Origin of the sequence: Suilimivivens aceti (genome assembly GCF_025567405.1) — a bacterium.
Taxonomy (GTDB): Bacteria; Bacillota; Clostridia; order Lachnospirales; family Lachnospiraceae; genus Suilimivivens; species Suilimivivens aceti.
Window position 1 is genome coordinate 113,273 of sequence record NZ_JAOQKJ010000009.1, and the last position, 14,086, is coordinate 127,358.

Consider the following 14,086-nt stretch of genomic DNA (forward strand, 5'->3'; position numbering starts at 1 on the left):
CGCTAATTCAATCTTCCAAAACCATAGAAATGGCTCTGCCAGTAAGAAGTATTGATTGATGTGTACTGAATTGGATCACCGCAATGCACCATCGTACCGTTTCCACAGTAGATACCAACGTGTGTAACCGGACGTCCTGCATTATAGGTTCCTGTAAAAAATATAATGTCCCCTGCCTTTGCATCTGCCGCTGATACCGGAGTACACTGGTCATAAATGCCCTGTGCTGTGGTTCTTGGCAGGTTATGTACGCCACTGTTTGAAAATACCCAGCATACAAAACCGGAACAGTCAAAACTAGCCGGAGCTGTGCCGCCAAAAGTATATGGCATTCCCAGATACCTGTTTGCTTCACGCATAAGCGTCTGTACGGTTGCATCATCATAGGATTCCGGCGGTATCACATTGCTGGTTCCTCCTCCGGTGCCGCCCGTTGTTTCTCCATAAATGGTCTGTTCTCCTGCTTCAAAATAAAATAACGGGTTATAATATTCCCCGTTATACAGACATTCGATATGAAGGTGGCTTCCGGTACTGCTTCCTGTATTTCCGCTTTTGCCTATATTGTCACCTTTTTTTACACTCTGCCCTGCGGACACATTTAAGCTGTCCATGTGGGCATATTTTGTGGTATATCCCTTACTGTCCGTAATCACCACATAATTTCCATAATAGGAATCGTAAGTTGCTTCTGTTACCGTTCCATCATGTGCCGCATATACAAACGTTCCTGTCGGCACCGCTATATCCACACCCCTGTGAAGCTCCTCGGCTCCGGTGTTTGGATTTTTCCGGTAGCCATAATAACTGCTGATATAGTAATACCAGTAATAATCAACCGGAGAAGCAAAGACCTGTAAGCCGCCTTTTGTCTCCGTATAGGCTCCAAAAATTTCCGTCTGTTCGCTGTCCATGCGTCCGGCTACAATGCTCTCAAGCGGTGTGACCGTAAGTGTGACACGAAGAATTGTTACGGTATATTCTTCTTCCTCCTCGTACTCATATTCCTCGGTATGGGTAGTCCCGTCCGGATTTGTTACTATTCTGGTTCCGGTCTTTGTGACTGTCCTTGTCCGTGTTTCCTCTACTTCCTCGGTAGTGAGTGAATACATGGCATCAAATAATTCCTGAATCTCACTCTCTATTCCTGCGGCAGTAAATTCCGTATGGACTGCGGAAAGATAACTGATCAGTGTGTACGGATCATGCCCGATTGCACCAAGGTTATAATCGTATTCATCATATCCCGGATAATCAGTTTCAATCCGGTCAATCTTATTTTGCAGTTCCATTTCCTTTTCTGTAAAAGATAAATCTGCTGCATCAATCTCTGCCGGAAGGCTAAGATATGTGCTTGCCATCGTTGTTGTCACAGTTCCGGTAAACATGGAACCGCAGCTTGATAGTGCCGACATGATCATAATGAGCAGAAGTGCAAAAATACCCACTGTGATAATCAGTGTTTTATTTTTCGTGGCAATTTCCTGTAACTTCTTTGCAATCCCGGTTGCAGCATTGGCTGTCTTTGTAAATGTTTCCTTTGCAGTCTTGGCTTCTGCTCCTACCCGCCTTGCCTTGGCATACTCACGCTTGATGCGCTGTTTCTGTAGCTGCCTTTGCAACTGCTTCTTTGGACTGTTGCCCTTTAGATGTGGATTTTCACTGATGAATTTCTCATACTCCAGCTTCATATCCGCTGTAACCTGTTTTTTGTGCAATCGCTCTAAGCGGTCACGCTTTCTCTGTGCCTTGCTCTTGCGGTGATACTTCATATAGTGGTAAATATCCTCGGCTCGCTGTTCCGTCTTGTGTGCGCCCTCCACAGCAGAATTATCCTTTTCTGTCTCTGCAATCTTGCGATGCACAAAATACATATTTTCGGTCTGGAGCTTGTGAACCGCAGTTTTTCCCAGTCCATCCGGTTTAAATGGCTTCTCCACATCCACCGGAACCACAACATACTTTGCTTTTCCGGTCTGTTCATCAAAGACACGCTTCATCTCATACTGCCGCTTTGTCGGCATCTTGTCCTTTGCTTTCTGCAACTTTCGGCGGTTCTTTTCCGACTTATCAAAAGCCTTCTGTACTTTTTGGTCTGTAAATTCGTCCGCCTGCCCCTGCGAAAATGTGGCGTCCTTTGTCTGAAGATCTCCATAATCGGACTGCTTTGCATTTTCTGACTTTGCACGCTCTCTGTGTGCATGTTCTCTCTGCACACGCCTTTTGTGATATTTTCCTTTTTCCTCAGACCGTTGGTAGGTATTTCTAACGTGGTAATTGTCCTGAAAACTGTCTGCGTCCTCTGTATGGAAATTTGTAGCATTACCGTTTTCCTCATTGATAAAGCTGTTTTCCTTTAAGAATGTCTTTTCCTCTTCGGCTTCCGACTTCTGGGCATTGTGACCAGAAGTGTCCTGTTGTTGCTGTCGGTAATATTTTTTCTTATTATTTTTCCTGTATTCTGTCCCAGTATTAAACTCTGACTTCTGGACGCTGTGACCAGAAGTTGCTTTTCCTGTACGACTGCCATGGTTCGCATCCCTTGGCAGATTGCTCACAGGCTTCTCGCTGGCACTAAACTGGTTTTCCACAGAAAAGGTGTTGTCCTGCCTGTGTTCTATATGTTTTACTCCAGTCACTTCCTTATCTTTGGAAAATGTCTCTTTTTCAAATGCCTTTGCCGCCTGCTTCTTCTGTCTTTTTTCTGCCATTTACACTGCGTCCTCCTTCTGCACCGATTCCTCCGGCTTGGTATTCATAATTCTGTAAGTCTTGGTGTCTGTCGGATATTTGTCTACAAATGGAATTACCACATTGTCAAACAGTATCAGACCACTTCCCGGCTCGGAGTTGGTGACATAGGAAAGCTGCTTATCAGAAAGTCCCAGCTTATCAGCGAGAATTGCCTGATCTTTGGCATTCTGATTTAACAGATACACAAAATCGCTGTTACCCAAAATACCTTCAATCTCCTCAGAACGAAGAAAATCGCCCACGTTCTGCGTCAAACCTGTCGGAATACCGCCCCATTTTCTGAAACGCTTCCAGATTTCCACGGAATAAATAGCTGTCTGCTTCTCCTTCAGAAGAAGGTGGAACTCATCACAGTAATAACGGGTAGCAATCTTTCGCTCCCTGTTCTGCGATACCCTGTTCCAAACCGCATCCTGCACGATTAACATACCCAGCTCTTTCAACTGGTTTCCCAAATCTCTGATGTCAAAGCACATGATACGATTGCCGCTGTCTACGTTGGTATGGTGGTTGAAGTAATTCTGGGAACCATGCACATACAGCACAAGGCTGTTTGCGATACGCTCCGCCTTTGGATTTTTGTGTGCTAACAGGGCATCATATAAATCTTCCAGCAGCGGCATATTTTCCGGCACCGGATTTTCAAAATACTTGTCATAAATATGACGGATACATTCGTCGATGATACCTTTCTCATCGTTCTCCAGACCGTCCTTGCCACCTGCGATCAGGTCACATAATGTTATGATAAAATCAGATTTCAGTTTTAATGCTTCCTTATCCCCCTTATGGCTCAATTGAATATCCATAGGGTTCAGATAGTCTTTGGAATTGGTGGCAAGTTTTACCACCTGTCCATGTAGTGCTGCCACAAGAGCAAAATACTCTCCCTCCGGATCGCAGATGATAATATCGTCCTTTGTGATAAGAAAACAGCTTAAAATCTCACGCTTTGCACTAAAACTCTTACCACTTCCGGGAGTACCTAAGATAACTCCGTTTGGTGTACGGAGCCTTTTTCTGTCTGCCATAATCATGTTGTTGCTAAGTGCATTTAATCCGTAATAGATTGCCGGTGCAGGCATAAATAACTCCTGTGTGCAGAATGGTACTAAGATTGCGGTGCTTTTTGTGGAAAGAGTACGCTCAATGCCTGTCTCATTGCATCCAATCGGTGCGGATGCCATAAGTCCCTGTTCCTGCAAATACTGTAAACATCTGAGGTCACAGTTTGCCTGCTGAATGATACCGGACACCCTCTGCATTAAGCTCTCCAGTTCCCGCTTGGTTCTGCCATAACAGGTAATAAGGAATGTCATGTTGATCATCTTCTGGTTGCTCGTATTCAAATCATCGAGAAATTCCAGCGTGTCCTTTTCATAAGTCACGATGTCTGTTGGAAGAATATCCATATCATAGCCGCTTCGGACTGCCTTTTTCTGCTCTTCAATCTTCATTTTCTGGATATTGGAAATAACCGCTTTTAACTTCTTGATTGCCTTTACCGGATCTTCCGTCTGCATGTGCATGGAAATCGTAAGATTAGCATCAATATCCAGAAGATGCTTGATCAGCTCGTCCGTAAACTTCGGTGCGATAATATCCAGATAGGACACACAGCCATACATATTCCCCGACTTAAAGCGGTTCGGATAGCGGAAATCAAATCCCGGCGGTGCAATATAGTCCTTGACCGACTTACCGGATTCTGCCAAATCCTTAAATGAAAAACGGAAAGGCTCCATCGTATCCTGATTAAAATATTCATGCAGGATGCGCAGTCTTTCCTTTCCGTCCAGTCCCCTCGCAAGGGTTCCTATGTTGTTTAAGTTCCGTATGACATCTTTTTCAATGTTGTTAAGGCGGCTCTTGGCTTCCTTGTAGCCGTTGCTTTCTACACCAAAAATCAGATATTTTGATTTGATGATACCGTTGTTGCCCTTTGCCGCCTGCTTCTTTAACATCTCCGTGTATTCCTCACGGATGTCGTTAAAATCATCCTCCTGCCACGGAATGTCAAACTGTTCTGTAAGCATCTGCTCGTTGACCTGCCTGTTGAAAAGCACCAGTTCAAACTTCACAGACGGATCAAAATAATTGATAAGCTTGCTGTACTGTGCCAGTATGTCCGCCTGGTCATCCACTTCCAGAAGCTCATAGTTTATATCAAAAAATTCCACCATCTTTGTATAATAACGGTGGCTGACCTGACAGATACCGTCACGGAACATCTTTTCAAAAGTGATCGTCCTTTGTGCGGTAGTCGGCTTTTCTTTCTCAATGCTCTTTCCCGATAAAATATGCTTTAACTGTATAAGACGCTTTTTTTCTGAAAAGGTAAGACCGCCACTTTTACTGTTGTTCCTGCTATTGCCTTTATAACTGCTTTTTCTGCGGCTTTCCGGTTCTGCCTTTTGCTTTTTCTTCAAGATAACGAACCTCCCTTCGTAATTTTTCTTTTTCTTCCAACTGCTTGTATAAGTTCTCTGACCGGTATGGTCTTATGCCCGGTGTGAGTATCTTCTGCCGGAGCATAAAATACAAAATCTTCTCCGCCGGAAACCCGTTTTTCTCATACATCGCAAAAAAGAAGAACGGAAGCATTGCTCCCATCATAAGAAGTGATGCGGCTGATGTTCCGATCAGTCCCTTGGTTAAAAAATACAAGGGTATACCGGCTACTGCCGCACCGCTGAAACAAATGATCTGTCTCTTTGTCAAGTTCAGTGCCACTTTTGTCTTGATACCGGACAAATCCTTTGGCACCTGCACGGATATTGCCATATCGTTCCTCCCTTAGTGCGCATTCCAGATAGATTTCGATAATGAACCAGTCTTAAAGAGTGAAAAGCATAAAATAACGGTATATGCTGCCACCGACCAGAGTGCCGTATGCAGGTTGTCGGACACTGCCACACCAGCCACAAGCACCGCATAGATTGCAACGCATACCATCATAAAAAATCCCTGAAATGCAAGGGCACAAAGCCCCTTAAAATAATTCGTTCCTATCGTTCCCCATTCCCGGTTGGTTACGGTTGCACAGGGAACAGGTGCTACTGATACATAAAGGTATATTTCAATCATTCGCCCATAAAGAATGACGGTGATAAGGACTGACATGATTTTCATACATAAACTGACGATCATGGTCTCCATCCCCAGTCCTAACAGCTCGCCTATGCTCATCTCCGAGAACTGCTCATTGAACATCGTCTGCAACGTGCTTGAAACATCAATACTGGTTTCCCCGCTGATTGTTGCCGCTGCTGAATTGACTATGTGGCTTCCCACATCAAAGACAGCCATGACAATGTCAAAAGTCTTGCTTAACAGCATGACTGCAATACACGCTTTCATAAAAAAGCGGATAAAAATTGCCGTATTGAAGTCATGCAGATTATTCTTGTCAATAACCATGGAAATAAGCTCGTAGACGAGTACAAAACTGATGATCATGCCCGCTATGGGAATCATCACGTTATCGGACAGGGTTTTTATCATGTCAAAAATACCGGAGTTCCAAGTGCTGGGAGTTTTGCTGACCTCCCCTGCAATCGTGCCTACCTTGTCATTAACATCGGTAAACATGGTTTCAAAGTTGGTCAGAACCCACCCCTGCAACAGTTCCTTTATGAATTCAGTAATCTTATCAATGATCCCACCCATGAATTATGAAAACAGAGTGGTAAGCTGTGGAATTACCGTCTGTGCCACAATGATGATGCCACCGCCACTCATAAGCTGCTTGATGCCCTGTGATTTTGCTTATGTGTGATAAAGAAGTAATAGAAGTGTAAAAAATTTTGCCTTTCCTATCCGGTACTTGTCTTTGGTATTGGATAGGGCAGGCGGTCATTCGGGCAAGTCCACCTTGCCGACGAAAGAATAGTAAATCTCAATATCCTGTCTGCGTGTGCCATTTTCATCGTAGCTGCACTCATGCACAACGATTTTCTCTACAAACTCACGTAAGAGGGTGTGGGTCAGTTCTTCAAAGTTCATGTGCTTGCGGACAATGTTCATAAACTTTTCTGCGTTTACGGTAGCTTCCTGTGCTTTGGAAAGCTCCGCCTGTATTCTGGCAACACGCTCTTTCAATTCCTGCTGTTCGGCTTCATAGTCTGCCGAAAGCTCCGTGAAACGCTCGTCAGAAATGCGACCGCTTACGCTGTCCTCATACAGCCGCTTGAAAATAGCGGAAAGTTCACCGATACGCTTTTCGGCAGCTTCCAGTTCCTTTTTCTTGGCGGCGTTCCGGCGTTTGCCGCCGTCCTCGTTCTGCTCGATCAGCAGCTTCATAAACCGGGCTTCATACTTTGCCGCATAGCTCGTCACTTTCCGTAGATTGGAGAGAACGCCCGCAGTCAAAAGGTCGGTGCGGATAAAATGTGCGGTGCAGTCATGGGTGCGCTTTTTGTAGTTCCCGCAGATATAGCAGTCCTGTTTCCGCTTATCGGTCTGGTAACGCTGCTGATACATGACGCTGCCGCAGTCCGCGCAAAAGAGCATACCAGAGAACAAGCCCACTTCATCATAGCGGTTCGGACGCTTGCGCTGTTTGCGTAATTCCTGCACACGCTCCCATGTCTGGGTGTCGATGATAGGCTCATGGTGGTTCTCGAAAATTGCCTGTTTCTCAATGGGATTTTCTATGCTGTGCTTGGTCTTGTAGGACGGTTTCTCCGTCTTGAAGTTCACCAAACAGCCCATGTACTCCCGGTTTTCAAGGATATGAACCACGGTATTTGTCGCCCATTTGCACTCATAGCCGGGGTGATAGCGGCGTGTGCTGCCCGTCCTGCGGTATTCCAGCGTTCCCGGCGTTGGGATTTCCTGCTCGGTCAGCATACGGGCTATCTTGGTCGGACCGTTCCCGGCAAGGCACAGACGGTATATCTGCTTGACCACGGGTGCGGCTTCCTCGTCAATGATGAAGTTTTCGTCCTCGTCCATGAGGTAGCCGTACACGGGTTTGCTCGTAACAGGCTTGCCGCTCATGCCTTTTGACCGTTTTACAGCTTTGATTTTCTTACTCGTATCTCTCACCAGCCATTCGTTGAAAATGTTCCGCAGAGGGGCAAAATCATTGTCGCCCTGTGCGCTGTCTACTCCATCGTTGATGGCGATAAAGCGGACTCCTTTTTGTGGGAAAATCATCTCGGTATACATTCCCACCTGCAGGTAGTTTCGCCCTAACCGTGACATATCCTTTACGATAACGGTAGCCACTTTCCCGGCTTCAATGTCCGCAAGCATGGATTGAAAGCCCGGTCTTTGGAAGTTCGCACCAGAATAGCCATCGTCCGTGTACCAGCGCAGATTGGAAAAGCCGTTCTGCTTTGCGTAGGTTTCAAGGATACGCTTCTGGTTGGAAATGGAATTACTTTCGCCTTGCAGCTCGTCCTCATGGGATAGTCTTGGATAAAGGGCAGTGATTTTCTGGGTGGTCTGTCTTAACATAAAATCCTCCGTTTCCGACAGCCAGCCCCACTATTCCGTATTTCGATTATACCACATGGGGCGGCTGTCTGTATAGCGGCTTCTGCTTCTTTACCGCCCGGTAAAATGACGATTTTTCTGTGCGGCTTGTAGCGTTAGGGCGAAAGCTGGGCTTTGTGTCCTGCGGCGGCTTCCGCCTCCAGCACTTTCATCATCTTATCGGCTGCTGTGTCGGTGGTATCTTTTTTGAAAAAGCCGGAAACGACAAGGACGGTGTTGCCCATGCGGATCTCTGTCACGCAGTCCGGGCGGCGTTCCGGGGTGGTGTTCTGCTTGTTCTCTGCCATAGGCAACTCCTTTCATTTCATCAATTCTTTTAGTCTGTTCAGCTTGGCTTGCGCCGTTTCACGGCGGAAGTTCTCTCCCGTAAAGAGGATAGGGGCGCACATTTCCAAAAGGCGGTCATAAATCCGGGCATGGGCGGTGTCCAGCGGATTTTGCAGGCTGTCCAATGTCAGATTGGTGGTAACGATTAAGGGCTTGCGGCTGCGGTAGCGGCTGTCAATCACATTGTAGACCTGTTCTAAACCGTACTCTGTGCCGCGCTCCATTCCAAAATCATCAATGATAAGCAGAGGAAAACGGCAAAGACGCTCGATATACTCGTTGCGCCCCTCAAAGCTGGCGGTCAGGTCATTCAAAATCGCAGAGAAGTTCGTCATGCGGACAGCGACTTCCTGCTCCATGAGGGCATTAGCGATACACCCGGCAAAATAGCTTTTTCCTGTGCCGACCTTGCCCCATAGCAGATAGCCGATATTTTCCTCGCGCATGATTTCCCAATGCTCCACATAGAAGTGTGCAATCTCCATTTGCGGGCATTTCCCGTTGTCGTTGGCGAAAGTCCATTCCTGCATGGTAGGATTGGTAAATCCCCGGCGTTTCAAGTCCTCCACGGTGTCAAGGTGCTTTCTGCGCTGTTCGGCGGCTTCACGCTCCAAACGCTGGGCTTTCTGGCAGTCACATTCTGCCGGGTGGCGGTCACGCCCAAACAGGGCGGCTTGCTTTTCCGGGAAGTAGGCTTCTTTCGGAGTGTGACACTTGCCGCAGTAAAGCAGTCCGTCCTCGCCCGTGTAGTCCTCCGGCTGTGGGGTAACAGCCGCCATATTCAAAACTCGTTCTGTAAACAGATTACTCATAAGCTCTCGCCCTCCTTGCAGGCGTATTCGGGTATGCCCTGTTTCGGGGCAGCCTTTGCGGTATCGTCTGCCGCCCATCTGCGGATAGTGGCGGCGTGGTTTTTATATTTCTTGCCCGTGGACGCGATATAGCCGGAAAGCCGCTCAATGTAGTACGCCCATTTTTCGGGCAGCTCCGCTTGCAGTTCGGAAAGCTCCGTATCAGTCAGAAATACATTCTCATATCTGCCATAGCTGCGGGCGATGGCTTGTCCCTTTAACTCTCCCTCTTTTTCTAACTCTATATCTATCTCTTTCTTTATCTCTATCTCTGGTGGACGAATGTCGGACAAATGTCCGCCATTTGTCCGCGGCGGCAAAAGTGCCTTATTTTCAAGCCTTGCGGCGCGTTTCCGTTCCGCTTCGGTAGAGGATTGACCGATCATCAGCTCGATGTCGGTCATATAAAGCAGCCCGCAGTCAAGCTGCTCCACAAGCCCTAACTGCTGGAAGATGGCTAATGCCCGTTCCACCGTCCCGATTTGGTGACGGGTCAGCGTGGCTATCATCTGGGCGGTATAGGGGATATGCTCGTCAAGCTGCAATCTGCCGCCATTTTTCAGCGATTTTAAGTACAGCTTCAAGAGGATATTGGAATACAAAATCCCGTCTTTCATGTCCTCCAACAGCACAATGGAATCGCTGTCGAAGAAGTTTTCTTTCAGTTTGAGGTAGTAATATTTGCGGTTATCTGCCATTGGCGGTGTCCTCCCTGTGTTTCCATCTCTTAGAGAAATACCGGGGGCAGAGGACGATAATCGCCCGGAAGCTCTGCTTGCAGCCGTGTGTGCAGCCCCGGCAAAGGTCATTGTAGGTAATACGGTTTCGGTGGTTGAGGAAAAAGCTCCATTCCAACCGCCGCTTTTTGCTCATGCGTGGCATTTCTCGCTCCTTTCTGCCGTTTCCGCTGGTATAAGCGGATAGGTCGGTAAAAATGTAGTTTCTCGGTGTCATTTTCGGGGATTTCCTGCGCTGTGCACCCCGTTTCAAAGGTGGGCAGTATTGCGGATAGGGTGCAGGGCATATCCCCGTTTTGGTATCGTTTCGGGGCGGTTTTTAACGCTCATGTTCGTGCTTTTTCTCTCTGTCTTTCTCGCCTTGCAGGATTTGAGAAAGATTGCTTTTCACGGTATGCAGCTCCTTGACACGGGCTCTTTTCTCCCGGTATTCGTTGTAATGGGCGTTCTTTTCGGCGGTAAGCCGCTCGATTTCCGCTTGCAGGGCTTTATGGCTTGGCAGCTTGGAAACGCCATGCGCCCGAAAATAACGGGTGGCTGCGTCCGCTATGATAAAATCGCTTTCGTGCCGTTCCCGGTAGGCGCTGCGGGCTTTTTCCGTTTTCTGCGCTTTCAGACCGTCACGGGCAGGCTTGGTCTTGGCATAGGCAAGCACCTGTGTCTGAAGCTCCTTTTTCTCCCGGATAGCAGCGTCCAGGGCTTTCAGCTTGGCGGTGCTGTCCTGTAAATCCGCATTGGCGGATACAAGGGCTGCGTCCAGCTCCTCCGGCGAATAGCCGTACTGCCCGTAGGCGGCAACGGTAGCCGCCATTTGTTTCAGATTGTGGACTGCCGCCCAGCAATCATAGCCCGCGCCCTTTCCCTCCGCTCGCTTCGCTGCCCGGTCAACCATGCGCTGAATACCGTCCTTTTCCGGGGTGGTTTGGACAGCTTTTTTGCCCTGCAAACGCTCCCTTATGTTGCGGGGGTATTCGGGTACGGTTGCGGTCTGCTCGGCGGCTCTGTGGGCGTTCTGTTCCAAAAGGGCAAGAACGGCAGCGCGGTCAAAATCATCTCCCAGCTTGCGGGCGGTAATGGGCTTTGTCCTGTCCGGCGTGAGGTAAGATAGCCGCCCTCGGCTCTCCTTGACAGTCACGCCCTGTTGCAAGAGAACGGCGGCGAACTCGCCATAGCTTGCGGCAGAGGACAGCGCGGTGCGTATGGTCTGCCGCAATTTTTCCTTGTCTGTTTCAAACTTCGTGGGCTTGGCTGGCTGCTCCTCGGCTGGCAAGGCAGCAGCTTCCTTGTCCAGCTTTGCCTGCCCTTTCCGCTGCGCCCAATACTCACGCTCGGTAATGCGGTTTTTGCTGCCATGCAAAAGGTCGATTTGATAGAGATTTTCCCGGTGGCACAGCTCCATGACTTCGGCTTTGAAGTATTCCATCGCCGCGTCTGTGCAGCGGTGTTTGCACCCGGTGCGGGTGTCTGCCGGTCTGTCCATGTAAGGCAGGAACGGAACTTCCTCTATCCGCAGAGAATTGATAACGATATGCACATGGATATTGCCGCTGTGGTTGTGTCCGTCCGGGTGGGTGCAGACAATGGCTTGGTGTCCGGGAAACTGCTTCCGGCAAAATTCCTCGCCCAACGCCTGCGCCCGGTCTACGGTCAAACCGTTGTCCACCGCGTCCCGTGGGTCAAAGCTGATAATGTAGTGGTGGCTTTTTACATCTTCCCGCTTCTGGTTCTTCCCATAGCGGAGATTGGAGCGCATACAGGCAACGGCAAAATCCTCGTCGCCGCAGTTCAGCGTGGCTATTCGATAGTCCTCCCTGAGCATGAGCCGCCCGTTTTCATCAAGGGTGGGCTTCATGGTAAACTCGTCATGTTCAAAGGTGAGGTACTGCTCGGCTGCGCCATAATCCGCATTTTTAGAGCTGATATGTTTGAATGTTGCCAACAGCGTCACCTACCTTTCGCAGGACTTCAAACTTCAAGGCAGCAAGGTCAGAAATGGCGGCGCGGACTTCAACGGACAGGGCGTTGTATGGTGTGCCGTACTCGTTGAGGGCGCGGGCAATCTGATTGAGGTTGCCACCGATTTTTCCGTATTCGGCGGTCAGCCTGCCAACGGCGGACAACAGTTCATCATTGACCGGGGAAACGGTAACGATGGGGCGAATGGTCGCCCGTGTAATGGCTTGCCGGATAAATTCGGCTTGGCTCATGTCATAGTGTTTCAGCCGCTCGGTAAAGTCGGCGTATTCTTCCTCGGTCATGCGGGTTTTGACCACATGGCAGCGGTGGGGTGTGTTGTATTTTTTCTTCAAGCGTTGACCTCCTTTCTCGCCCGACAGGGCGCATGAGCAGGGTTTGGGGAAGGCACTCCCCAACAAGATTTACCAAAGGGGCAAAACCGCAGATATGCGGATTTTGGCACCGTGGTAGAATCTTGCTCTAAAAAACTACCGCTTTCCTCGGCGGCTCTGGTTTGCGGATATACTGGCTTGCTCCACCAATATAGCGATTGCGGCGGCGTGTTCTGCCCGCTGTTCACCACTACAACGGTGAAAAGGGGGCGTTTTGGCAAACGCAGCGAAAATTTTTTTATTTTCCCTGTCTGCTCCCTACAACAATCCGGCGGTGTGGTTTGCCAAAGATTTTTGAAAATGGGCGCAAAAAAAGCAGTAAACCTTTTCAAGATTTACTGCTTATCTGCCGCTGTGATGGGCGGCGGTATTAAATTGTCAGCCGTTTTTCAAATGGAATTTATCTGCAATCGCTTTCTTTCCGCTTTCCAATTCCTTTTCTGTAATCTTCCATAATCCTAACGCAATGATCTGCTATCTTTTGCATTCCGAGTTCTTCAAAAAAGGCAATTTGTATTTTCATCAGTTCTTCACAAACAGTCAACTTCTGCTCATCCATATTGCTAATAGCAAGCCATGGGAACGCTTTATATTTCTTAGTGTCCCCAATGAGAAAATTGTACCCTATCAACTCATTTTCACGGAAAACGAAATAGAATTGTGGGCCTGAACCTGGAACTGACTTTTCCATAATTTGCTGCATTGTTCTCACGCCGCCGTATGCCGGAAAAAAACCTATTCGCTCAAGAGCATTTAATATGTCAATCCTTTTATCTGTGGGTATGTCTCTATAATTGATAATCTGTTCCATTTGCTCTACCCTCATTGAAGTTTAATTTGTCAGGCTCTAATTATACAACTTTTCTGTTTAGCGGTCAAAGCGGAACTTCAACAGGCTTTCTATCAGTTGCCTGACGATATGCTCCTGCATATCCGTGTTAATCTGTCCGTCCATTTTCGCACAAGAGCGGACATATCCCGCATAATGGGATAGGACGGCGGCAACAGCTTCCGGGTCGCCCTCGCTTGCCTTAACGATTGTCTCATAGGGAAGTAGCTGGCTCATAGGACAAACCCTCCAACTCTGCCCGTAGCCGCCGTAAAATCATCTGAATACGCCGCCCGGTTGTGTTGCCAGCCCGTCCATATCTCCGTCCAATCTCCCTATGCGTCAATCGTTGGAAGTAGTACAAGAAAATGATTTCCTGTTCCATCTGTGATAGTGCGGACAGGGCTGCGGCAAGCTCTGGACTTTCCAAAAGCACCATCTGACCACAGACGAAAAGCGGATAGCTGGTCATGCCGGATTGCTCCGCAAAGTATTTATCTGTGGTACTGAATGGATAGTGTTTTTCTTCTATCAGATATTCAAGCGAGATTTCCCGCTTGCGGCGGCTCCGTATGCTCCGGGCTGCGTCTATGGCAGCGTGGCGAATAACAGTCTTGCAAAAGGCATCGTGTGTATGCCGGATATGTTCTTGATACTTTTCGTGTTCGGTCATGGAAAATCCCCCTTTCTGAATAATGGCAGAGGGCGGCAGCATCTTGTGCTGTCGCCCTCTTGATT

14 protein-coding genes and 1 pseudogene are annotated in these 14,086 nt (G+C 48.2%); all 15 read right to left on the reverse strand.

Annotation, left to right across the window (positions count from 1 at the left end; genetic code table 11):
- Window positions 1-2 precede the first annotated feature (2 nt).
- The 15 genes and pseudogenes from OCV77_RS11925 to OCV77_RS11995 all read right to left on the reverse strand — a co-directional run bounded on the left by OCV77_RS11925 (window position 3) and on the right by OCV77_RS11995 (window position 14,021).
- Window positions 3-2,711 carry a CD1108 family mobile element protein gene (locus tag OCV77_RS11925; RefSeq protein ID WP_262575266.1) on the reverse strand — a complete coding sequence of 903 codons (2,709 nt, stop codon included), beginning with the start codon at window positions 2,709-2,711 and terminating at the stop codon, window positions 3-5.
- Window positions 2,712-5,183, reverse strand: coding sequence for a VirB4-like conjugal transfer ATPase, CD1110 family (locus tag OCV77_RS11930; RefSeq protein WP_118413195.1), 2,472 nt, complete (start codon window positions 5,181-5,183; stop codon window positions 2,712-2,714).
- Window positions 5,131-5,538, reverse strand: a complete 408-nt coding sequence (locus OCV77_RS11935; protein ID WP_055307226.1) for a PrgI family protein — start codon at window positions 5,536-5,538, stop codon at window positions 5,131-5,133. Before OCV77_RS11935 ends, OCV77_RS11930 begins: the two co-directional genes overlap by 53 nt.
- Window positions 5,539-5,550: 12 nt before the next feature.
- The gene (locus OCV77_RS11940; protein ID WP_138345502.1) at window positions 5,551-6,423 is read right to left on the reverse strand and encodes a VirB6/TrbL-like conjugal transfer protein, CD1112 family; all 873 of its coding nucleotides are present in this window, start codon (window positions 6,421-6,423) and stop codon (window positions 5,551-5,553) included.
- 3 nt (window positions 6,424-6,426) lie between these two features.
- A pseudogene (locus OCV77_RS11945) lies at window positions 6,427-6,510 on the reverse strand (Maff2 family mobile element protein); the annotation flags it as partial.
- A 99-nt stretch (window positions 6,511-6,609) separates the two neighbouring features.
- On the reverse strand, window positions 6,610-8,217 hold the full coding sequence (locus tag OCV77_RS11950) for a recombinase family protein (protein WP_097800099.1): 1,608 nt from the start codon (window positions 8,215-8,217) through the stop codon (window positions 6,610-6,612).
- A gap of 134 nt (window positions 8,218-8,351) precedes the next feature.
- Window positions 8,352-8,543, reverse strand: a complete 192-nt coding sequence (locus tag OCV77_RS11955) for a transposon-encoded TnpW family protein (RefSeq protein ID WP_005946147.1) — start codon at window positions 8,541-8,543, stop codon at window positions 8,352-8,354.
- Between the two features lie 12 nt (window positions 8,544-8,555).
- Window positions 8,556-9,395: an ATP-binding protein gene (locus OCV77_RS11960; RefSeq protein WP_008402238.1), complete on the reverse strand. Its 840-nt coding sequence runs from the start codon at window positions 9,393-9,395 to the stop codon at window positions 8,556-8,558.
- Window positions 9,392-10,132 (reverse strand): phage replisome organizer N-terminal domain-containing protein, encoded by a 741-nt coding sequence (locus tag OCV77_RS11965; RefSeq protein ID WP_044945867.1) that lies wholly within the window; start codon window positions 10,130-10,132, stop codon window positions 9,392-9,394. Before OCV77_RS11965 ends, OCV77_RS11960 begins: the two co-directional genes overlap by 4 nt.
- Window positions 10,122-10,316, reverse strand: a complete 195-nt coding sequence (locus tag OCV77_RS11970; protein ID WP_006573562.1) for a hypothetical protein — start codon at window positions 10,314-10,316, stop codon at window positions 10,122-10,124. The genes OCV77_RS11965 and OCV77_RS11970 overlap by 11 nt, the downstream gene beginning before the upstream one ends.
- A 174-nt stretch (window positions 10,317-10,490) precedes the next feature.
- The gene (locus OCV77_RS11975; RefSeq protein WP_044945864.1) at window positions 10,491-12,110 is read right to left on the reverse strand and encodes a relaxase/mobilization nuclease domain-containing protein; all 1,620 of its coding nucleotides are present in this window, start codon (window positions 12,108-12,110) and stop codon (window positions 10,491-10,493) included.
- Complete coding sequence (locus OCV77_RS11980; protein ID WP_040647222.1) at window positions 12,082-12,480, reverse strand: plasmid mobilization protein; 399 nt, start codon at window positions 12,478-12,480, stop codon at window positions 12,082-12,084. Before OCV77_RS11980 ends, OCV77_RS11975 begins: the two co-directional genes overlap by 29 nt.
- Window positions 12,481-12,919: 439 nt before the next feature.
- Entirely contained in the window at window positions 12,920-13,330 is a 411-nt protein-coding gene (locus tag OCV77_RS11985) for a hypothetical protein (protein ID WP_015527903.1), read from the reverse strand.
- A gap of 57 nt (window positions 13,331-13,387) precedes the next feature.
- Complete coding sequence (locus OCV77_RS11990) at window positions 13,388-13,585, reverse strand: helix-turn-helix domain-containing protein (protein ID WP_005921293.1); 198 nt, start codon at window positions 13,583-13,585, stop codon at window positions 13,388-13,390.
- Complete coding sequence (locus OCV77_RS11995; RefSeq protein WP_023921375.1) at window positions 13,563-14,021, reverse strand: RNA polymerase sigma factor; 459 nt, start codon at window positions 14,019-14,021, stop codon at window positions 13,563-13,565. The genes OCV77_RS11990 and OCV77_RS11995 overlap by 23 nt, the downstream gene beginning before the upstream one ends.
- Window positions 14,022-14,086: the final 65 nt, after the last annotated feature.

Excerpts from the sequence above, each read along its gene's own strand:
- OCV77_RS11940 (WP_138345502.1), bottom strand. The coding sequence starts at position 6,423 with ATGGGTGGGATCATTGATAAGATTACTGAATTCATAAAGGAACTGTTG.
- OCV77_RS11990 (WP_005921293.1), bottom strand. The coding sequence starts at position 13,585 with ATGAGCCAGCTACTTCCCTATGAGACAATCGTTAAGGCAAGCGAGGGC.
- OCV77_RS11950 (WP_097800099.1), bottom strand. The coding sequence starts at position 8,217 with ATGTTAAGACAGACCACCCAGAAAATCACTGCCCTTTATCCAAGACTA.
- OCV77_RS11965 (WP_044945867.1), bottom strand. The coding sequence starts at position 10,132 with ATGGCAGATAACCGCAAATATTACTACCTCAAACTGAAAGAAAACTTC.
- OCV77_RS11985 (WP_015527903.1), bottom strand. The coding sequence starts at position 13,330 with ATGGAACAGATTATCAATTATAGAGACATACCCACAGATAAAAGGATT.
- OCV77_RS11925 (WP_262575266.1), bottom strand. The coding sequence starts at position 2,711 with ATGGCAGAAAAAAGACAGAAGAAGCAGGCGGCAAAGGCATTTGAAAAA.
- OCV77_RS11995 (WP_023921375.1), bottom strand. The coding sequence starts at position 14,021 with ATGACCGAACACGAAAAGTATCAAGAACATATCCGGCATACACACGAT.
- OCV77_RS11935 (WP_055307226.1), bottom strand. The coding sequence starts at position 5,538 with ATGGCAATATCCGTGCAGGTGCCAAAGGATTTGTCCGGTATCAAGACA.
- OCV77_RS11970 (WP_006573562.1), bottom strand. The coding sequence starts at position 10,316 with ATGCCACGCATGAGCAAAAAGCGGCGGTTGGAATGGAGCTTTTTCCTC.
- OCV77_RS11960 (WP_008402238.1), bottom strand. The coding sequence starts at position 9,395 with ATGAGTAATCTGTTTACAGAACGAGTTTTGAATATGGCGGCTGTTACC.
- OCV77_RS11955 (WP_005946147.1), bottom strand. The coding sequence starts at position 8,543 with ATGGCAGAGAACAAGCAGAACACCACCCCGGAACGCCGCCCGGACTGC.